At 62.3% G+C, this 19,328-nt stretch carries 16 protein-coding genes and 1 pseudogene; 14 read left to right on the top strand and 3 right to left on the bottom strand.

Annotation, left to right across the window (positions count from 1 at the left end; translation table 11 throughout):
* Nucleotides 1-108: 108 nt before the first annotated feature.
* From ispA to AB4O09_RS04420, 3 genes are all read right to left on the bottom strand, one after another.
* Nucleotides 109-996: a (2E,6E)-farnesyl diphosphate synthase gene (gene ispA, locus AB4O09_RS04410; protein WP_003206005.1), complete on the bottom strand. Its 888-nt coding sequence runs from the start codon at nucleotides 994-996 to the stop codon at nucleotides 109-111.
* On the bottom strand, nucleotides 993-1,235 hold the full coding sequence (locus AB4O09_RS04415; protein WP_003185917.1) for an exodeoxyribonuclease VII small subunit: 243 nt from the start codon (nucleotides 1,233-1,235) through the stop codon (nucleotides 993-995). The genes ispA and AB4O09_RS04415 overlap by 4 nt, the downstream gene beginning before the upstream one ends.
* Nucleotides 1,236-1,381: 146 nt before the next feature.
* The gene (locus AB4O09_RS04420) at nucleotides 1,382-2,518 is read right to left on the bottom strand and encodes a Fic family protein (protein ID WP_053163468.1); all 1,137 of its coding nucleotides are present in this window, start codon (nucleotides 2,516-2,518) and stop codon (nucleotides 1,382-1,384) included.
* 298 nt (nucleotides 2,519-2,816) lie between these two features.
* Here AB4O09_RS04420 and AB4O09_RS04425 point away from each other — a divergent pair, with 298 nt between their 5' ends.
* From AB4O09_RS04425 to AB4O09_RS04490, 14 genes and pseudogenes are all read left to right on the top strand, one after another.
* Nucleotides 2,817-3,575: a YfaP family protein gene (locus tag AB4O09_RS04425; RefSeq protein ID WP_043042719.1), complete on the top strand. Its 759-nt coding sequence runs from the start codon at nucleotides 2,817-2,819 to the stop codon at nucleotides 3,573-3,575.
* Between the two features lie 35 nt (nucleotides 3,576-3,610).
* On the top strand, nucleotides 3,611-5,320 hold the full coding sequence (locus AB4O09_RS04430; RefSeq protein ID WP_038859011.1) for a DUF2138 domain-containing protein: 1,710 nt from the start codon (nucleotides 3,611-3,613) through the stop codon (nucleotides 5,318-5,320).
* Entirely contained in the window at nucleotides 5,305-5,964 is a 660-nt protein-coding gene (locus AB4O09_RS04435; protein WP_003205996.1) for a DUF1175 domain-containing protein, read from the top strand. Before AB4O09_RS04430 ends, AB4O09_RS04435 begins: the two co-directional genes overlap by 16 nt.
* Nucleotides 5,961-10,529 (top strand): alpha-2-macroglobulin family protein, encoded by a 4,569-nt coding sequence (locus tag AB4O09_RS04440; protein ID WP_460108406.1) that lies wholly within the window; start codon nucleotides 5,961-5,963, stop codon nucleotides 10,527-10,529. Before AB4O09_RS04435 ends, AB4O09_RS04440 begins: the two co-directional genes overlap by 4 nt.
* 1 nt (nucleotide 10,530) lies before the next feature.
* Complete coding sequence (locus tag AB4O09_RS04445) at nucleotides 10,531-12,150, top strand: DUF2300 domain-containing protein (RefSeq protein ID WP_038859012.1); 1,620 nt, start codon at nucleotides 10,531-10,533, stop codon at nucleotides 12,148-12,150.
* Nucleotides 12,151-12,153: 3 nt separating this feature from the next.
* On the top strand, nucleotides 12,154-12,987 hold the full coding sequence (locus AB4O09_RS04450; RefSeq protein ID WP_003205991.1) for a YfaP family protein: 834 nt from the start codon (nucleotides 12,154-12,156) through the stop codon (nucleotides 12,985-12,987).
* 624 nt (nucleotides 12,988-13,611) lie between these two features.
* On the top strand, nucleotides 13,612-14,193 hold the full coding sequence (locus AB4O09_RS04455) for a YjfI family protein (RefSeq protein WP_003205989.1): 582 nt from the start codon (nucleotides 13,612-13,614) through the stop codon (nucleotides 14,191-14,193).
* A 22-nt stretch (nucleotides 14,194-14,215) separates the two neighbouring features.
* Entirely contained in the window at nucleotides 14,216-14,914 is a 699-nt protein-coding gene (locus AB4O09_RS04460; RefSeq protein ID WP_003205987.1) for a PspA/IM30 family protein, read from the top strand.
* Nucleotides 14,915-15,173: 259 nt separating this feature from the next.
* Complete coding sequence (locus AB4O09_RS04465) at nucleotides 15,174-16,208, top strand: ion channel (protein WP_003205985.1); 1,035 nt, start codon at nucleotides 15,174-15,176, stop codon at nucleotides 16,206-16,208.
* On the top strand, nucleotides 16,195-16,857 hold the full coding sequence (locus tag AB4O09_RS04470) for a DUF2491 family protein (protein WP_003205983.1): 663 nt from the start codon (nucleotides 16,195-16,197) through the stop codon (nucleotides 16,855-16,857). The genes AB4O09_RS04465 and AB4O09_RS04470 overlap by 14 nt, the downstream gene beginning before the upstream one ends.
* A 15-nt stretch (nucleotides 16,858-16,872) precedes the next feature.
* The gene (locus AB4O09_RS04475) at nucleotides 16,873-17,301 is read left to right on the top strand and encodes a DUF350 domain-containing protein (RefSeq protein ID WP_003205981.1); all 429 of its coding nucleotides are present in this window, start codon (nucleotides 16,873-16,875) and stop codon (nucleotides 17,299-17,301) included.
* 19 nt (nucleotides 17,302-17,320) lie between these two features.
* The gene (locus tag AB4O09_RS04480; protein ID WP_003205979.1) at nucleotides 17,321-18,022 is read left to right on the top strand and encodes a DUF1190 domain-containing protein; all 702 of its coding nucleotides are present in this window, start codon (nucleotides 17,321-17,323) and stop codon (nucleotides 18,020-18,022) included.
* Nucleotides 18,023-18,034: 12 nt separating this feature from the next.
* Nucleotides 18,035-19,192 carry a glutathionylspermidine synthase family protein gene (locus AB4O09_RS04485; protein ID WP_003205976.1) on the top strand — a complete coding sequence of 386 codons (1,158 nt, stop codon included), beginning with the start codon at nucleotides 18,035-18,037 and terminating at the stop codon, nucleotides 19,190-19,192.
* Nucleotides 19,185-19,310: pseudogene (locus AB4O09_RS04490) on the top strand (metal ABC transporter ATP-binding protein); the annotation flags it as partial. The gene AB4O09_RS04485 and the pseudogene AB4O09_RS04490, both read left to right, overlap by 8 nt.
* Nucleotides 19,311-19,328: the final 18 nt, after the last annotated feature.

Raw genomic sequence — 19,328 nt, forward strand, 5'->3', positions numbered from 1 at the left:
ATCGTTATAGGTATAGAAAGAGGCGGCAGTTTACCTTATGCATCGCAAGCTGCCCACGCGTAGGCCGGAACTTGGCCGATACGCACTTATGAATGGGTTGACCCTGTATCAGCTGCGTCGTTCGACGATATAGCGCGCCAAGTCGCGCAACGGCTCGGCCGCCGCGTCAAAGGGTCGCAGCGCGGCCAGCGCCTGGTCGCGCAACTCCAGGGCGTAGGCCTTGGCGGCGTCGAGGCCGAGCAGGGCCGGATAGGTTGGCTTGTCGCGGGCGATGTCGGCGCCCTGGCGTTTGCCCAGGGTCTGGGTATCGCTTTCGACGTCGAGGATGTCGTCCTGCACCTGGAACGCCAGGCCGATGGCTCGGGCGTAGGTCTGCAAGGCTTGCAACTGGGCGGGCGTGGCCCGGCCGCTGGCCAGGGCACCGAGCCGGACGCTGGCCTCGATCAAGGCGCCGGTCTTGTGCCGGTGCATGTATTCCAGGGCGCTCTGGTCCAGCTTCAGGCCCACTGAGCCCAAATCGATGGCCTGGCCGCCGACCATTCCGGCAGGGCCTGCCGCCAGCGCCAGGGCGCTGACCATGTCCAGGCGAACCTGCGCCGGGCAATCGCTCAGGGCTGGATCCAACAGGGCGGTGAAGGCCAGGCTCTGCAAGCCGTCGCCGGCCAGGATCGCGCAGGCTTCGTCGAATTGCTTGTGAGTAGTGGGCTGGCCGCGCCGCAGGTCATCGTCGTCCATGGCCGGCAAATCGTCGTGCACCAGCGAGTACGCGTGGATCAACTCCACCGCACAGGCGGCGCCGTTGGCCTGCTCGGCCTGGCCGCCCAAGGCTTCGCACGCGGCGTAGGCCAACAGCGGCCGCACACGCTTGCCGCCGTTCATCACGCTGTAGCGCATGGCTTCGTACAGGCGCGCCAGCTCCGGGCTCGGGGCGCTGAACAACGTCTCCAGTGCAGCATTGACCCGGGCCTGGCTGCTGGCCTGATAGGCGCCGATCATTCAGGCTGTTCCGCGTCGAAAGGCTCTTCGGTCAGCTCACCGTCACGTTCGAGCAGCAATTGCACCTTCTGCTCGGCCTGGGCCAGCGCCGCCTGGCAGTCGCGAGTCAAGCCGATACCTTGCTCGAAGGCGGTCAGCGAGTCTTCCAGCGACAATTCGCCGTTCTCCAGGCGTTCGACCAGCGTTTGCAGGTCGGCCAGAGATTGTTCGAAATCCAGTGCAGCTTTTTTGCGGGCCATGGCGGCTATTCCGGTTGACTGTTAAACCGGCGCGACACTAGCAGACATGGGGTATTGGGGCAAATCAGGACCGCCGGGCGTCACCTCGATCAGCAAGGATGTCGGAACCTGTGGCGAGGGGATAAATCCCCTCGCCACAAATGATCTCAATCAGCGGGATAGTTTATTCGGTAACGGGTGCTGCGCCCGCCGCCGGGCATCCGCTCCAGGCAACCTTTCTCCAGCAGTTCCGCCAGGTGTCGCGTTGCTGTCGCCTTGGAGACCTTGGCCACGGCTTGATATTGAGTGGCGCTGATCCCCTGCCCGAAGCCTTTTTCGCCGCCATCGAGCAACCGGTTCAGCACTTTGGACTGTTCAGGCGTGAGTGCCGAAGCGCGATGGGCCTGCCAGAACCGGGTCTTGCCCAGCACGCTTTCGATCTGTGTCATCGCTTTATGCAGGCTGCGCAACAGTGTCTGCAGGAACCAAGTCAGCCAGCCGGTGATATCCAGCGTGGCTTTCTGGCTGTTTTCCAGGATTCGGTAATAACCGGCGCGGTCGTCCAGGATGCTCACGGACATGGCGTAGAAACGGATCGCCTGAGCCTCACCCTGGGCCAATGCCAAATCGGTCAGGGTGCGGGTCAGGCGACCATTGCCATCGTCGAATGGATGCAGAGTAACAAACCAGAAATGAGCAATGCCGGCACGCAGTAGCGGATCGAGGCTGACCTGATGGCGACTGGCTTCGAACCAGTCGACGAACGTTTGCAATTGCTGTTCAAGGCCCTGGCGAGGCGGCGCCTCGAAGTGAACGATAGGTCGGTCCAGCCTGCCCGAAACCACTTGCATCGGTTCGTCACCGCGCAGCGCGCCTACGCGGATCTGTCGATAGGCAAGGTCGCTTGTTTGATCAGGAAACAACCACTCGTGCCATTCCAGCAAGCGTTCGACCGTCAGGGGCTGGTTGAAGTGCCGGGTCGCGTCCAGCAACAGGTTCGCCAAGCCTTCGCTGCGTTGGTTGACCGGCGTGTCGTCGACGTGCTCGAGGCCCAGGCGGCGAGCGAGGGACGAGCGCACCGAGCCGACATTCAATTGTTCTCCTTCGATAGCCGAAGAGGTCACGATGTTTTGCAGCAAGGCATCCAGTTCGTTCTGGGCACTGAGCGAAGCCGTGACCGCGGCCGTCATTCCGAGCAATTGACCTTGTGTCTGCACGCATTCGCGTAGCAGGGGGGCCAATGCTTCAGCTTGCCAGCGGAAGTCGGGCCAGTCGGGCTGTTGCCAGATCCAATGGGGTGTCATGCGCCTGTCCAAAGATGAATGAGCCGAATAATAGCGCTATTCGGCTCATTTTGTGAGCCGAATAGACCCTCTATTCGGCTCACGCCCCCCTCAGTACGTGATTTCCCACACAGAATCGTGCGTTCCCCGATTGTTAATAATCCGCCGAATCGCTAACCTTCGCGCCATCTACGGCCCCCTTGCGACGGGGCCTTCAGACGAAACCTGAATAATGACAAGCGCGCTGAGGATTGGCGCCGGGTTGCGTCGTGCATGGCAGGAGGCATACGTGCGTTTTCTTTCTTTATTGATCGTGCTGATGGGCGCGCCGCTGGCGTGGGCGCAGCCTTCTGCCGAGATGTCGGAGCCGGTGGGCGGTTGGCGCTACAGCGGCTTGCTTGATCGCACCGAAAACCCGCAAGTCGCCTATCCCACACCGCCCATCGACCGGGGGGTGCAGCGCAATCGCACAATGATCGAGGGCCGGCTCAAGGCCATGGGCACGGCTCGCCAGCCCCACAGCCTGGCGGTCAACGGCAATCCACTGAATCTCTATACCGACGACGACGGCCGTTTCGCCCGGCCGTATGCGTTCGGCGCCGGCTCCAACAGCGTCGAGGTGCGCAGCTCAGAAGGCCAGTCCCTCAAGCGCGTGCAATTCTATGAAGCCAACAACCTGCGCACCCCGGCGCAGATCCGCGTGGTGCTGGGCTGGGACGATCCGAAGGCCGAACTCGATCTGCATATCGTCACACCCGACGGCCAACATGCGTTCTTCGGCCAGCCGGCGCTGAGCAACGGCGGTGGTCTCGACCCGGATGGCGTCGATGGCCCCGGCCCTGAAATGTTCACCATGACCGCGCCGATGCACGGCACCTACCTGGTCTACGTGAACTATTGGGGCAACTACGGCAGCGGTGGCTACAACTTCGATGAGACCAGTAACGAGAACGAGGTGATCACCTCGCAGATCAACCTGGTGCTCAACGAAAACACCGTCGATGAAAAACGCGAGACCTTTGTCGTGCCCCTGCGCGCCATTGGCGATCTGTTGCTGGTCAAGACTTTCAACTACTAAGTATCCGCTCCACGGATGAACAGGCCCTTGTGAATATGAGCGACAACACTGCTTCCCCGACCACGCCGACACCTGTCGCCAAACCTGTGCGCCGCTGGCCGGCGATACTGATCGGGCTGTGCCTGGTAGGCGGTGTGGCCGCCGGGCTGGGCTGGTTCATGAACAAGCCCAAGGCGCCGCCCATGGAGTTGGCGCTGGAGAAACTCGGCTTGAGCCGTCCCGACGGCTTGCTCGAGGCCCATTCCCTGAGCCAGTTGCCCAAGGACCTGTTGGCGGTGCCGTTCCTCAAGGCCACGCTCACCGAGGACTTCGTCTTCTATTACGAGGCCCATGCCGACCGTCTCGGGCTGATCGGCAGCCTGCGCCGGATCATCTACGAGCATGACCTCAATCTGCAGGACAGCCTGATCGAAGAACTTTTCGACCAGCCGGCCGATGTCGCGCTGTGGCGCGGTGCGGACGGTCGCCTCAAGGATTTCCTGTTGGTGATGGATCGCGGTGGCCTGGCCAAGGTCCTGGAACCGTTGGCGAAAGTCGCCCTGGACGACACTCAGTTGAGCAAGCTCAGCGACCTGAAGGTAGGCGGTGACGACGTCGCGCTCTACCAGCTCAGCTACAACGCCAGCAAATCCCTGGTCTTCGCCTCCCATGGCGACAAGCTGGTGGTGCTGTCCAACCCGACCAAGCTGTATGACCCGGCCAGCGGCTCCGCGGTTGAGCCGGGCAGCGTTTCGACGACCGCCCTGGCTGCCTTGCTCAATGGCGACAAACTGTTCCCCGAAGCCTTCGGCCTGCCGCCCAAGGCGCCGGAGGTCAAGCAACGCATCTCGGTCAACGCCAGCGTGCTCGCCATGGGCTACCAGCGGTTCATCCCGAACTTCGCCGGCTTGCGTTTCGACATGGACGACAAGGGTTGGCACAGCTTCCTGGCGATGGACGAGCTGGAAAACCAGCCGGACTTCGACTTCAAGCCGATCTGGCAAGCCATGCCCATGGGCGCCAGTGCCTGCGTGGCCTTGCCCCTGGCCGCCGAGCAACAGAAACCGTTGCTGGTAAAACTCGGCGCCGACGAAAAAGCCGCCCAGGCCATGGTCGACCATGTGGCCGGCGCAGCAGGCCTGTGCTGGTACGCCGATTCGCGCCTGTACACGCCGCTGCTGGTGGCGAGCCTGAATGAAGACGACGGCAAGCTCGACACCGACCTGGGCAACCTGTTCGGTTCGATGGTCGGCGCCTATGAAAACAACGTTGCCGAGCATGCATTCCCGGTGGTCGAGAAGCAGCAAGGCCCGACGCACCAGTGGCTGCGTCAGGTCAGCTCCAATTTCGGTCCCTACCTGGCCAAGGAAGCGGAACAGCCTGACGCGATTACCGGCAAGGCCTTCCTGCGGGTCAGCCTGGCGCGCCATGGTTCGACCTTGCTGTTCTCCCTCGATGACAAACTGGTGGACAAGGCCCTCGGCACCCTCGACAAACGCTTCCCGCCCATGGCCGACGTGGTGCCCAAGGACCTGCTGATGCCGGTCTACTTCGGCCCGGACTCCATGGCGCAACTGATGCAGCGCGAAACCCTCGACAGCTTGCCCCAGGACATGGAGCCGGTGTTCTACAACGCCGCGCAAACCTACCTGATCCCGAAACTGCGCACCCTCGGCGGCTACGGCAAATACGCCCTGACGTTGCCTGAAGGCAGCGAGCCGGATGGCCACTGGCAGTGGCTGCCGCTGGAATGGAAAGCGCTGTGACAGCACTGATCCGCAACCCCGCGTTGACGCTGCTGCTGGCGTTGCTGCTCGGCGGGCCTGCGCTTGCCGTCGAGGCGCCGGCGTTGGACGTGCAGCAATCCCAGGTCTTTCGTGCCTGGTTCGTGCGCATCGCCCAGGAACAGCTGACCAAAGGCCCGAGCCCGCGCTGGTATCAGCAGGACTGCGCCGGGCTGGTGCGCTTTGCCGCCAACGAAGCGCTGAAGGTCCACGATGAAAAATGGCTGCGTAGCAATGGCCTGTCCAATCGCTACCTGCCGCCGGAACTGCCACTGAGCGATGCGCAACGGCGCCTCGCCCAGCAATGGCAGCAGGGCGGCGGCAAGGTCGGACCCTACGTCAACGCCATCAAGCTGATCCAGTTCAACAGTCACCTGGTGGGCCGCGATGTCGCCCAGGCCCGTCCCGGCGACCTGATGTTCTTCGATCAGGGCGACGACCAGCACCTGATGATCTGGATGGGCCGCTACATCGCCTATCACACCGGCACCACAACCCCTACCGACAACGGCATGCGCTCCGCAAGCCTGCAACAACTCATGAACTGGAAGGACACCCGATGGATACCCGACGCAGCCAACCCCAACTTCATCGGCGTCTATCGACTCAACTTTCTCTCCCAATGACCGGTGCCCGCATGCTGCGCTTGTGTTCAAAATTGCCCCTGCTGTTTGCCTTGTTGCTGGCACCTGTCGTGAACGCCGAAGATACGGTGGAACCCAGCGGCTACACGCCGGTGTCCGGTGAAAGTTTCTTCCTGCTGGCCGACAGCAGCTTTGCCAGCGACGAGCAGGCCATGGTTCGCCTCGAAGCGCCGGGCCGCGACTACCGTCGATTCCGCATGGAGCCCTACGGCGGCGCCGATATCCGCGTCTATCGCATCGACAAGCCGCTGGATTTCCTCAAGCGCCAGAAGAACCTGCACCGCGTGGTCAGCGACGGCCAGTTCAAGGGCGAAGGCCTGTCGAACACCCTCGCGTACCTGTGGGACAACTGGTACCGCAAGTCTCGTCGGGTGATGCAACGGGCGTTTTCCTACGAGTCCCGCCAGCAAGTTACCGAAGAAGTGCCGGAACTGAAGATCGGTGATGCCCTGGTCGCGCCGACCCCGTACGACGCACCGCCGCAATTCGCCTTGATCCCGGGCTTGCCGGTGGTCAGCCAGTTCCGTTATCCGCTCTGGGAAGCCAAGCCGATCCAGCCGCCCGCGGGCGTCAACCTGGCCGGCTCGTCCAGTGACTTCGTCAGCGTCGCGCCGGGCAACGTCTATGTACCGCTGGGCCAGTTGAAGCCAGGCCTGTACCTGGTGGAAGCGCTGATCGGCAAATACCGCGCGACCACCATGGTCTTCGTCTCCAACACCGTGGCGGTAAGCAAGATTGCCGGTGATGAATTGCTGGTCTGGGCCGCACGCAAGCATGAAGGGCGTTCGGTGCCCAAGGTCAACGTGCTGTGGACCGACGGCCTGGGCGTGATGAGCAGCGGTGCCACCGATGAAGACGGCCTGCTGCGCCTCAAGCACGTCAGCCCGGAGCGTTCCTTCGTCATCGGTGAAGATGAGGAGGGCGGGGTATTCGTCTCGGAAAACTTCTACTACGACAGCGAAATCTACGACACCAAGCTCTATGCCTTCACCGACCGGCCGCTATACCGGCCAGGGGATTGGGTATCGCTGAAAATCGTCGGCCGTGAGTTCAAGAACGCCCGTGATTCGGTGCAACCGACTGCGGCCGACGTCAATGTCAGCGTGCTGGACGCCACCGGCACCGAGCTGCAAACCCTGGCCCTGAAGCTCGATTCCAAGGCCGGCACCCAAGGCCGTTTCCAACTGCCGGAAAACGCCGTGGCCGGCGGTTATGAGCTGCGTTTCAGCTACAAGGACCAGCTCTACAGCAGCGCCTTTCGTGTCGCCGAATACATCAAGCCGCACTTCGAGATCGCCCTGAACCTGGCCAAGCAGGACTACCGCACCGGCGAGCCGGTCAAGGGCAACCTTGTGCTGCTGTATCCGGACGGCAAACCTGTGGTGAATGCCACGGTGAGCCTGAGCCTGCGCGCCCAGCAATTGTCGATGGTCGATAACGAGCTGCAATACCTGGGGCAATTCCCGGTCGAGCTGACCAGCAGCGAAGTGACCACCGATGCCAAGGGCAACGCGACCCTCGACTTGCCGGCCGCCGACAAGCCGAGCCGCTACACACTCACCGTGTTCGCCAGCGATGGTGCGGCGTATCGGGTCAAGACCACCAAGGAAATCCTCATCGACCGTGGCGCGGCGAATTTCCGTCTGAGCGCTCCCCAGCGGTTCAGCGCCACCGGCCAGAAGGTGTCGTTCAGCTACGCCAACGAAGGCGGCAACGAACAAGCCAAAGCCGTGACGCCAGGCAGCTACGCCTGGGTGCGCCTGGAAGACCAGAGCACCGGCGAAGGCAAACTGGCGGCCAAGGACAAGGGCTTCAGCCTGACCTTCGATCGCCCTGGCACCTACAACCTGACGCTCAAGGACGACCACGGCCGGGTCATTGGCGCCGCCGCCCATGCAGTGACCGGTGAAGGCATCAAGGCCGTGCCGGGCACTGTCGAGATCGTCTTCGACAAGCCTGAATACAAGACCGGTGACGAAGCGCTGGCGCTGATCACCTTCCCGGAGCCGGTCAGCGACGCGCTGCTGTCGCTTGAGCGGGACAAAGTCGAGGCCACGGCGCTGCTGTCCAAGGGCGGCGACTGGCTGAAGATGGAAAAGCTCAGCGACACCCAATACCGCGCGCGCATTGCCGTGAAGGATAACTTCGCGCCGAACCTGACCTTCTCGGTGCTGTACACCAAAGGCGGTCAGTACAGCTTCCAGAACGCCGGTATCAAGGTGGTCACGCCGCAGATCGACGTTGCCGTCGTCACTGACAAAGCCACCTACCGCCCGGGCGACACGGTGACCGTGGACCTGAGTACCCAGTTCGCTGGCAAGGCGATCCCGGCGCACCTGACGGTCAGCGTGGTGGACGAAATGGTCTACGCCCTGCAACCAGAAGTGGCCCCGACCATCGATCAGTTCTTCTATCACCCGCGTCGCAACAACGTGCGCACCAGTGCCAGCCTGTCGTTCATCAGCTACGACGTGGCACTGCCAGGCAGCCCTGGCGCGCCGGGCAAGGCCAACCGCAGCGAACGCGGGGTCAAGGTACTGGAGCGGCCACGTCGTGAAGACGTCGACACCGCTGCATGGCAGCCGGAGCTGGTCACTGACGCCAACGGCAAGGCCCGTTTCACCTTCAAGATGCCGGACTCGCTGACTCGCTGGCGCATCACGGCCAAGGCCATTGCCGACGACGGCCAAGTGGGCCAGAAGAAGCAGTTCATCGCCTCGGAAAAACCGCTGTACCTGAAATGGAGCGGCCCGACCCGTTTCCGCACGGGCGACAAGCCGCAACTGGGCCTGTTCGCGTTCAGCCAGTCTGAAAAACCACTGAAGGCCGAGCTGCTGATCCGCTACGCCGGCGCTGAACAGCGCATGGCGGTGGACCTGAAAAACGGCATCAACTATGTGGCGCTGCCGGCCCTGGAACTGAGCAGTGGCGACTTGAGCGTGCAGTTGCAATTGAACGGCGAAACCCAGGACGCCCTGGCCATGCGCTTGAACGCCAGCGGCAATGGCTGGCAAGTCACCCAGAACCAGCGCCTTGATGTGGCGAGCGGTGACACCCCGTTGACCCTGCCGGCCGACGCCAGCGATATTCGCCTGCGCCTGGATGACAGCCCGCAAGCGTTGTTCCGTTCGGCCCTGGATGACCTGCTGAGCTATCCGTACGGTGGCGTCGAGCAGACCGCCAGCCGTCTGTTGCCATTGAGCATCGCCTATCCGACCCTGGCGTCGAACCCGCAGATCCGCGACCGCTTGCGGTTGATCATGCAGAACAGCCGCTTGCGCCTGGTGCAGATGGCCGGCCCCTCGGCGAGCTTTACCTGGTGGGGCCAGGACGGTGAGCCGGATGCATTCCTCACCGCCTATGCCTATTACGCCGACTGGCACGCCAGCAAGGCCCTGGACCTGAGCCTGCCGCCGGAACACTGGCAACGGGTGCTGGAGGTCTACGCCAAGCAGGCCGGCGATACGCCGCTGCTGCAGCGTGCGCTGATCCTGTCGTTCGCCAAGCAGATGCAACTGCCGGTGAACACCCTGCTCAGCGGCTTGATGGACGACCTGGCCAAGGCCAGTGAAGACAGTACCGAGAGCGTGCTGGACAGCGGCGAAGACAGCCTGGTCATGAACGCCCCGGATTCGGCCCTTGGCTTGGCCAGTGCCCGTGTCCTGACCGCGTCCCTGGCGAAACAAGGCAAGGTGCCGTTGCCGGCGGCCTTCAGTCGTCAAGCCGATGCCGCGCAACAGCAACTGGAGCTCAGCTCGCAGCCGTTCGTCGAGGCCCTGGTGCTGTCGTTGCAGAGCTTCGATCAGGCCCGCGCCACGGCATTGCTGGAGCGTGTGTTGCCGCAGCAGTCCACCCTGGAACGGGCCCTGGCCCTGACCTGGTTGCAGCGCAGCATCGAACAGGCAGCACCGGCCGTGGCCCTGGCACCGGGCGAAGGCTGGGTAGCCAAGCAGGGCGCGACCGGTGAAACCTACTGGCAGTGGCAGGGCGCGCAGCTTCCAACGATGCTGACCCTGACCGGCGCCCAGGAGCGTCCATTGCAAGCGGCACTGAGCTTCCAGAGCCAGCAACCGCCGGTAGCACCGATGGCCGTGTCCATCACCCGTCGCCTGTCGCGTCTGGTGCCGGGCGACGAGGCCTTCACCTTCAAGCTTGAAGCCGTGGGCAACAAACCGTTGTCCAGCGACAGCCTCTACCTGGATGAAGTGATCATCAACAGCAAGGCGCCGACGCCTCTGCGCTACGGCATGCTCGAAGTGCCGCTGCCGCCGGGCGCCGATGTGGAGCGCACTACCTGGGGCATCCAGTTGATGGGCAAGGCCGACAGCGAGCCGACGTCCCTGGAAAAAGCCCGCTTCGAGCCCGGCCAGATGGCGTATGCGGTGCCGGTGGATGCCCTCAGTGGCGAGCTGCGCCTGCGGCACTTGGTGCGCTTCTCCCAGAAAGGCCAGTTCACCTTGCCACCGGTGCGCTTCACCCAGGTCTACGCGCCGCAACATCAGGCGCGGGAACAGAAACCGGCGCTCGGTCAGATCACGGTCAACTGACATGCGCAGGCTGTGGGTTGGGTGGTTGTTGTGCTTGATCCCTGCGCTGGCAACAGCGCAGGACGAGCCGTTGCGCCTGGCCTTCGACGGTCAATTGCTGCGCGTGAGTCAGACCCAGGTGCTGGATCGCCAACCATTGCCCGACACTTTGCAGGCGCCACTGGGCAGCCTGTGGAAGCTGTTTGTCTACGCCTGGCTGGTGGACACCGACGCTCGCGAACCGGTCTATGAGTGCCGCGGCGAGTCGAAGGAAGAAGTCTATTGCTGCAACGCCGGGCAGAGCATCGGTCGTGACCAGGCCCTGGTGAAATCCTGTGGCTTGTATTTCGAGCCACAGCGGCTCGGGCTGTCGGCCTCGAACTGGCGCGATTACTGGCAGGCCCGTCAGGCGCCGGCATGGTTGTTGGATCTGCCGACCTTGCAACCCCAGACGCAAGTGCCCGTCGCGCAGTTACTCAAGGCCCTGGCTACGCTGCCGGCCCAGGAGCAGGCGCGGCGGGTGCTGCTGGATGTGGCGCTCAGCGCGGCCGACGGGCGGCTGGTCGGCGAATTGGGCAGTCGCCTGCGGGTCAAGACCTGGAGCTGGCTGGGTGACCAGGGGCCTTCATCGCGACAGGGCGGTTTCGCCGGTTGGCTGGCCGATGGCACCCCGGTGTGGGCCGGTGGCCGCGGCACCAGCCAGCAGGTCCTGAAGGTCTACGGTGAAGGTCTGGCGGCGGCATTGCCAGCGCGCTGGCCGGCGGAAACCGGACGTTGTGTGGAAGTCGGCCTGTTTGCCCGCTATCCGTTGCAACGGGTGATGTCCGGTGACCGTCCGGCCTCGCCAGGTCAACTGCGCGGCGACTACCGCGTCGAATTTACCAATGGCAATCAATTGGACATCCACAGCGATGGCGAGCTGTTCCTGATGCCCGGCAAGCTGGTGGCGCGTCTGGACCGGGAGGAATACGTCGCCCGGGTCTTGCAGCGCGAAGCCAAGGCCGAGCCTGCCGAGGCGGCCAAGGCCCTGGCCGTGGCGATCCGCACCTACCTGCTGCAGAACGCCCAGCGTAACGGCGATTGCCTGAGCATCGACGACAGCAGCCATCGCCAGCGCGTCGCGCCACGCCCGGCGGCGCCCGAAACCCGCGCCATTGCCGCCTGGACCAGCGACCTGGTCCTGGCCGGCACCGATGTTACCTACCACTCCGACCAGCCTGGGCCGGACAAACTGTCCTGGGCACAAGCGGTGGAACAAGCCAACGCCGGCCAGCGCTACGACGCCATCCTGCTGCACGCCTACCCGCGCGCCAGCCTCAGCCGCTGGGACAACCCGGTGGCATCCTGCGAGGCGCTGCCCGCCGCGCAGGACTGGTTGCTGAAACAGCGCCGGGGCTGGCGCGAGCGGCTGGAAAGTGAAGTGGGCTACAACGAAATCAGCGCTTTCGCCGTCTGCCGCGTCGCCTTTGGCCGGCCTTATGTCGACCGCGAGCGCCAGCGCATCTACGTGCGCGGCGTGCTGTCGCTGCAGGATCGTCTCGACCTGACGCATGAATATCTGCACCTGGCCTTCGAAGCTCATCCCAACGGCCAGGACGAAACCTATATCGAAGGGCTTGCCCGTCACCTCTTGCTGGAATAGACCATGACACTCCGTTATCCACAGGTCTTGCTGTTGCTCTGCGCCCTGACCGCGTTGCCTTCGGCCATGGCCGCCGACACTATCAAGCTCGACACTCCGATTGGCGGCTGGCGCAGCGGTGCGCCGGGCGGTGAAGGCGAAAGTTTCAGCCAGACCGTCAACTACCCGGCTTCGTCGGTCAACACGCCCCCGGGCCAAGCCAACACCGCACGCATTACCGGGCAGATCAAAAGCGCACCCAAGGACAGCAACGTACCGGGCCAACTCATCGTCAACGGCGTCAGCCTGCCGCTGAAGCTGGACGAGGAAGGTCGCTTCGACCGGCCGTTCTCGTTCCCCAACGGCAGCAACAGCGTTGAAGTACGCAGCGCCGATGGCCAGCAGCGCCACCGCACGCAATTTCTCAACACCAGCGGCGGCGCCACACCGGCCAAGCTGCGGGTCCTGTTGACCTGGGACAGCGACGGCACCGACCTGGACCTGCACCTGGTCACCCCGGACGGTGCCCACATCTGGTACGGCGACCGCGCCGCCGCCAACGGCGCCGCTCTCGACGTAGACGTCACCACCGGCTACGGCCCGGAAATCTTCGCCATGCCCGCGCCGATCAAAGGCCAGTACCTGGTGTATGTGAACTACTACGGCGGCGGTTATCGCAGTGAGGAGGTCGACGAAGAGGGCGAGGGCGGTGGAGAGCAAGCGCAACAAGCCCTGACCACCGCACAAGTTACCGTGATCACCGAAGAGGGCACGCCGAACGAGAAGATGGAAACGTTCGTCGTGCCGATGCGGGCGGTGGGCGAGCTGACGTTGGTCAAAAGCTTCAGCTATCCGTAAGGCGCCATCAGCAGTCACAACTGATGTCGCCGCCTGGGGAGATCCCCCTGTGGGAGCGAGCTTGCTCGCGAAGACGGTCTTACATCCAGCATCAATGCAAGCTGACCCACCGCCATCGCGAGCAAGCTCAGCTCCCACAGAGGATCGATGGTGGACGCCTGATCTGTGAACGCTCAAAAAACCTGTGGGAGCCGAGCTTGCTCGCGAAGACGGTCTTGCATCCAGCATCAATGCAAGCTGACCCACCGCCATCGCGAGCAAGCTCAGCTCCCACAGAGGATCGATGGTGGACGCCTGATCTGTGAACGCTCAAAAAACCTGTGGGAGCCGAGCTTGCTCGCGATGACGGCGGCACATTCGGCATCGAGGTGTCTGGTAGGTCGCTATCGCGAGCAAGCTCGCTCCCACAGGGGGGGGATCAGTCGCTAAAAAAATCTCACGCGTGAGCTATTGTGAGGTTTGGAAAGTACCTGTAGTGTTTCTCACGCGTGAGTTTTTCACAGTGGGGTCAGTACCATGTCAACCAGCTCTCCATCAGATCCGTCAGACGGGTCTGTGACCGATTCAGCGAGCCGCACGGGAGAGCGCGCCAAACCCTCCGCGAAAAAACCGTCGAGCTTCTACATGAAGCAGATGCGCGCGGGCCTGAGTGCCGCCGGGTATGTGAAACACGAGACTTGGGTGCTTCCCGAAAACCGAAGCCTGCTCAAGCAGATGGAGAAACAGCTACGCCAACCGATTCTGGCTGGCTCATTCATGTCGGAGGATTACATGAGCGCAGGTAATAACTGGAACATCGATCGCCTCTACAGCGCCCTTCAGGCCCTGGACGAAGTGGTCGCGAACGACATCACTCTTTCTCTCGTTCAAGGTTCCGAGTCCAGCATCAAGCTGGAGATGAATGATTTTGGTGGCCTGCCGATCTACATCGCGGTGGTGGGCGACCAGATCATCGTCGATACCGTCCTGGTGGACGTCGAATCGATCAGCGACGTCGCGGCCTTCAACGATGCCGTGCTGCGCAGCCGGGAAATGTTCCCGCTGTCGTCCATCGGCATCGAGACCATGCCCAACGGACAGGTCGTCTACAACATGTTCGGTGCGTTGAGCTCCGACTCCAGCCTGACCAACGTCGTGACCGAGGTCAAAACCCTCGTCGACAACGTCCAGCGCGCCAGCGAAGCCTTCGAACGCTTCTTCATTTAATTCACCGAACAGGAACTATCCAATGACTCAGTCCATCTGGAGCAAATTGTTCACCGCACTGCGTGGCGGTGCCAGCGAAGTCGGTGAATCGATCGTCGACCAACAGGCCCTGCGCATCCTCGACCAGGAAATTCGCGATGCCGACAGCGCGCTGGCCAACGCCAAGCGTGAGCTGGTCACCATCATGGCCAAGCACAAGCTGGCGACTGATCGCGTCGGCGAATACAACGCCAAGATCAAGGACCTGGAAGCCAAGGCCCTGGCCGCGATCCAGGCCAACCGCGAAGACCTGGCGCTGGAAGTGGCCGAAGCCATTTCGACCCTGACCAACGAACTGGACGCCGAGCAGAAGCACGCGACCGAATTCGGCGGTTACGCGGACAACATGCGCAAAGACATCACCAAGGCCGAAAGCCGGATCAAAAGCCTGCGTCAGCAAGTGGACATGGCCAAGGCCCGCGAAAGCGTGCAGAAGGCCCAGGTCAGTGCTTCGATCGCCAGCGGCGGCGCCAATGGCAAGCTGGAAACCGCCGTCGGTACGCTCAACCGCCTGCAGGCCAAGCAACAGCAACGCGCCGCCGAGCTGCAAGCCCAGGATGAACTGGCCGAGGCTTCGACCGGCTCCGACCTGGAGCGCAAGCTGCGCGACGCCGGCATCACGCCGAACGAAGGCAGTGCCAATGCGATCCTGGAACGCTTGAAGAAAAAATCGGCTGAGTAATCGGATGGGGCTTGCCTTGGTGAAGACCCGCCAAGGCAAGCCAGGCCAGGCACAGACCTTGTGGCGAGGGATTTGTGCTCGGCATCGGTTTTTTTGTGTCTGAGTCCTGCTTTCCAGAAAATCGTCCGATTTATTGTCACCAAAGCACTTTTATCCAAGCCGCACAGCAGGTTTAATGCTGTCCGGCCACTACGCTCGAGCCCTCAGACGCCAGAGCGATGATCCCGCCAGGAACGAAGCCCCACGGAGTCAGGGACGAATGTCGATTTTCCTTTTGTTGCGCACGTACGCTGCGTCCTTCTTCCATCGGTTCGGCTGGGCGGGCCTGGCCATAGCGTTGGGCGTGCACCTGTCCACGGCCTGGATCGGCCTGGTGCTGCTGGGCGAGCAACACCTCATCGCCGCCGCCACGTTTATCTACTTCTATCTCACCACCACGCTCACCGTCGGCTATGGCGATCTGTTGCCACAGACATCCGCCGGGCGAATTTTTGTGGCGACCTGGATCATGCTCGGGGGCATTGCCCTGTTGACGACGGTCATCGGCAAAACCACCAGCAGCGTCATTGATGTATGGAGAAAAGGCATGAAGGGCAAAGGCGATTTCACCGGCAAGGTCGGCCACACGGTTCTCATCGGCTGGGAGGGCGCCTCCAGCGAGCGGGTCATTGAGTTGCTGCTGCAGGACGAAACGTCCAATGACAATCTGATCGTCATCTGCGATTGCGATCTTGAAGAAAACCCCATGCCCGGCAAGACCTCGTTCATCAAGGGCGACAGCCTGTCCTCCGTCGCGCTGTTGCAGCGTGCCGGCGTGCCGGGTGCCGAACGCGTGCTGGTGCGAACCCATTCCGACGACCTGACCCTGGCCACCGTGCTGGCGGTCAATCAATTGGAGCCCGCCGGGCATGTGGTCGCGCACTTCAATGACAGCGAAATCGCCGCCCTCGCCAGCGCTTATGCGCCGAGCCTGGAATGCACCTCCAGCATGGCCATCGAAATGCTGGTGCGTGCCTCCCAGGACCCGGGCTCGTCCGTGGTCATCAATGAATTGCTCTGTGTCGGCCAAGGCGCCACCCAGTACCTGATGAAGCTACCCGAGGCGTTTGAAGCGACGTTCGGCGACCTTTATGCCCGGATGAAAGAACAGCACAACGCTACGCTGATTGGTTACCGCGCCAAGGGCGCCCGACACCCGTCGATCAACCCGCCCGGCGCCACCCGCGTCGTGGGCGGAGAACTCTTCTACATCGCCTCCACGCGTCTCAAGGAAATTTCCCATGGGGTGGTTTAAACAGTTGATGGGGCTTGAGGCCCCGAACGCGAACACGGCAGCCGGTAATAGCGCGCCTGTCACCGGGCCGCTGGGCCTGGCCTCCGGCAAGCAGGTCATGTTCGACTCCACGCTCAAGTTGTTGCTCGACGGCAACAGCACCGTGGTCATCCCGGCCTCCCAACAGATCTGGAGCCTGGGCATCGTCGACCTCGGGCAGTCGAACTGGCTGTCGCGCTGCTACATGAACGACGAGGACTACTGGCTGCAAGTGCACACCAGTGGCGATATCGCCGGGCAGGTCGAGTCGGTGATCCTGTTCAACTACCTCAGCTACGTCACGATCAACAGTGAAGCGGAGTTGCGTCGCCTGGCCGGCCCCGAAAGCCTGATCGGCCTGCCGACCTATACCCACGACGGCGTCGAGTACACCCGCGAGTGGGGCACCGAGGCTGGCCAGACAGAACTGGTGACGTTGAGCGAGCGCGTGAGCAACCCGGATGAGTCCTACAGCGTCGAGCACCGTTCGATGCTGTACGCCCGCGACACTGGCCTGACAGATCGCCGGGAGTTCCTGCTGTTCTCTGTCGAAGAGGACGCCGAAGGCACCGTCAGCCTGAGCACTTCGCTGGGTATTTCGCTGTACACCACTGACCTGAACACTCTTTGAATAAGGAAGAAGTCCATGCTTGAAGCGCTCTCCATTTCCCTGAACAAGGCCGCCGTGTTCGGCTTCGTCCTGTACATCCTCGGCGCCGCGGTGCTGTTCGCGCTGTTTCAGTTCATCTACATCCATGTCACGCCACACAAAGAGTTCGAACTGATCCGTTCGGGCAACGTGGCTGCGGCCATCGCCCTGAGCGGTGCCCTCATTGGTTTCGCCATCCCGGCCAGCAACGTGATTGCCTACTCGATCAGCCTGCTGGATTTCGTCGTCTGGGCAGTGATCGCCGCTGTCGTTCAGTTGTTGGCGTTCCTGGTGACCAGCCTGGTGCTCAAGGGCGCTTCCGCGCGCATCAAGAACGGTGAAATCGCCGCCGGTATCTACATCGCTGCCGTGGCCATCAGCGTCGGCATGTTGAACGCCGCGTGCATGACGCCTTCCACGAACTGATTGCGCCACGGAGAACCCGATGAAACGAAGCAAGTACGTCCAGCTTTCGCTGGCCGCGTCGGTCGCCCTGGCGATATCCGGCTGCGGGCCAACGGAAAAAACCTACAAGTTGCAGAAGAAGTACAACTTCCAGTCCGTCCAGCAATGTGTCGATGAAAAGCTGCCGGTGGACATTTGTTCCAACGCCTACATGAGCGCCTTGTCTGAGCATCGTCGCATTGCCCCGGTATACGACAGCCAGGCCGATTGCGATGCCGACTTTGTTCCCGATTGGTGCCAGCAGGACTCGGCCGGCAAGTTCATCCCCAAGCTGGGCGGTTTCGAGTTGAGCGCCGATGGCGAGGTCACGCAAACCGAGGTCGACGCCGCCCGGGCTCAATTGCCGGCTTCGGAAGCGAACGTGGGTGGTTCAGGCTTCGGCAACCTGCTGACCGGCATGCTGATCGGCAACATGTTGAGCGGCCACCGCAGCAGTTATTACTCCGAGCCGGTCTACCGTTACCGTGATGATCGCGGCAACTTCGGGTCCTCGACGCTCAGCCAGCGGGTGTCCAGTGGCTCGACCTTTACCAAGTCCAACCAGGCGCGGTATGGCAGCTACACCGACTCCGTCAAGAGCAGCAAGGCGATGTCCGTCGCTTCGTCCACGTCTCGCGGTGGCTTCGGCAGCCAGTCCAGTGCCCGCAGCGGTTGGGGCGGTTCGAGCAGCTCCGGCGGTTGAGGAACCAGCGCCATGAAGAAGATCCATTGCGCAGAACGTCATGACTGGAAACAGACCGCCGAGCAGCTCGGCTTTCTGTTCCACACCATCGACGACGAGCCCTATTGGGACGAAAGCGCGTACTACCAGTTCACCCTCAAGCAGATCGAGGACGACCTGGAAGACCCGACCAGCGAGATCCATGAGATGTGCATGGACCTCGTGGCCCGCGTGGTCCAGAGCGAAGAATTGCTGGAGCGCCTGAGCATTCCCGCGCCGTTCTTCGACCTGGTGCGCACTTCATGGCTCGAAGGTCACCCGCACCTGTATGGGCGCATGGATTTCTCCTACAACGGCACGGGCCCGGCCAAGCTGCTGGAACTCAACTACGACACGCCGACCAGCCTCTATGAGGCCGCGGCGTTCCAGTGGGGTTGGCTGGAGCAATGCATCGAGCGCGGTTTGCTGCCCAAGCATGCCGACCAGTTCAACAGCATCGACACCAAGCTGCACCAGGCCTTTGCCCAGTTACAGCTCAAAGAGCCGTTTTATTTCGCCTCGATGAAAGGCTCGGTGGAAGACAAGGGCACCACGGACTACTTGCGCCTGATCGCGGAAAAAGTCGGTATTGAATCGCGGCACATCGATATCGAAGACATCGGCCTCAACAGTGACGGGCGTTTTGTTGACCTGGAAGAACGCTGGATTCCGCACCTGTTCAAGCTGCATGCCTGGGAGTTCATCTTCCACGAGCCGTTTGGTGAAGCGATTGCCCAGTGCGATACGCAGTTTTTCGAGCCGGCCTGGAAGTCGATCATCTCGAACAAAGGCATCCTGCCGCTGCTGTGGGAATTCAATAAAGGCCATCCGAACCTGCTCGCGGCCCACCTGGATACCGACACGAGCAAAGCGGTGCCCAAGGGCTGGGTGCGCAAGCCGTTCTTTTCCCGGGAAGGTGCCAACATCGAGCTGCAGACCGCTGATGGCCTGATCGTAAAAGAAGACGGCCCCTACACCGACGCCCCATTCATCCTCCAGGAATTCGCGCCACTGCCACGCTTTGGCGATAGCTACACCCTGATCGGCTCCTGGGTCATCGGCGACCAGGCCGCCGGCATTGGCGTGCGGGAAGACAACAGCCTGATCACCAAGGATTCAAGCCGGTTCTTGCCGCATCTGATCCTTGACTGATTACCCCCTCCACACCCAAACCCCTGTGGGAGCGAGCTTGCTCGCGATGGCGGTGGACCAGTCAACATCGATGTTGACTGACCTGGCCCTATCGCGAGCAAGCTCGCTCCCACAGGTTTAGGTGTTCGTCACAGGC

The sequence above is a fragment of the Pseudomonas sp. H1_F01 genome, assembly GCF_054681425.1.

Bases quoted from the DNA above. Each gene is read 5' to 3' on its own strand.
- ispA (WP_003206005.1), bottom strand. From the start codon at position 996: ATGATCGGCGCCTATCAGGCCAGCAGCCAGGCCCGGGTCAATGCTGCA.
- AB4O09_RS04415 (WP_003185917.1), bottom strand. From the start codon at position 1,235: ATGGCCCGCAAAAAAGCTGCACTGGATTTCGAACAATCTCTGGCCGAC.
- AB4O09_RS04420 (WP_053163468.1), bottom strand. From the start codon at position 2,518: ATGACACCCCATTGGATCTGGCAACAGCCCGACTGGCCCGACTTCCGC.
- AB4O09_RS04425 (WP_043042719.1), top strand. From the start codon at position 2,817: ATGGGCGCGCCGCTGGCGTGGGCGCAGCCTTCTGCCGAGATGTCGGAG.
- AB4O09_RS04430 (WP_038859011.1), top strand. From the start codon at position 3,611: ATGAGCGACAACACTGCTTCCCCGACCACGCCGACACCTGTCGCCAAA.
- AB4O09_RS04435 (WP_003205996.1), top strand. From the start codon at position 5,305: ATGGAAAGCGCTGTGACAGCACTGATCCGCAACCCCGCGTTGACGCTG.
- AB4O09_RS04440 (WP_460108406.1), top strand. From the start codon at position 5,961: ATGACCGGTGCCCGCATGCTGCGCTTGTGTTCAAAATTGCCCCTGCTG.
- AB4O09_RS04445 (WP_038859012.1), top strand. From the start codon at position 10,531: ATGCGCAGGCTGTGGGTTGGGTGGTTGTTGTGCTTGATCCCTGCGCTG.
- AB4O09_RS04450 (WP_003205991.1), top strand. From the start codon at position 12,154: ATGACACTCCGTTATCCACAGGTCTTGCTGTTGCTCTGCGCCCTGACC.
- AB4O09_RS04455 (WP_003205989.1), top strand. From the start codon at position 13,612: ATGAAGCAGATGCGCGCGGGCCTGAGTGCCGCCGGGTATGTGAAACAC.
- AB4O09_RS04460 (WP_003205987.1), top strand. From the start codon at position 14,216: ATGACTCAGTCCATCTGGAGCAAATTGTTCACCGCACTGCGTGGCGGT.
- AB4O09_RS04465 (WP_003205985.1), top strand. From the start codon at position 15,174: ATGTCGATTTTCCTTTTGTTGCGCACGTACGCTGCGTCCTTCTTCCAT.
- AB4O09_RS04470 (WP_003205983.1), top strand. From the start codon at position 16,195: ATGGGGTGGTTTAAACAGTTGATGGGGCTTGAGGCCCCGAACGCGAAC.
- AB4O09_RS04475 (WP_003205981.1), top strand. From the start codon at position 16,873: ATGCTTGAAGCGCTCTCCATTTCCCTGAACAAGGCCGCCGTGTTCGGC.
- AB4O09_RS04480 (WP_003205979.1), top strand. From the start codon at position 17,321: ATGAAACGAAGCAAGTACGTCCAGCTTTCGCTGGCCGCGTCGGTCGCC.
- AB4O09_RS04485 (WP_003205976.1), top strand. From the start codon at position 18,035: ATGAAGAAGATCCATTGCGCAGAACGTCATGACTGGAAACAGACCGCC.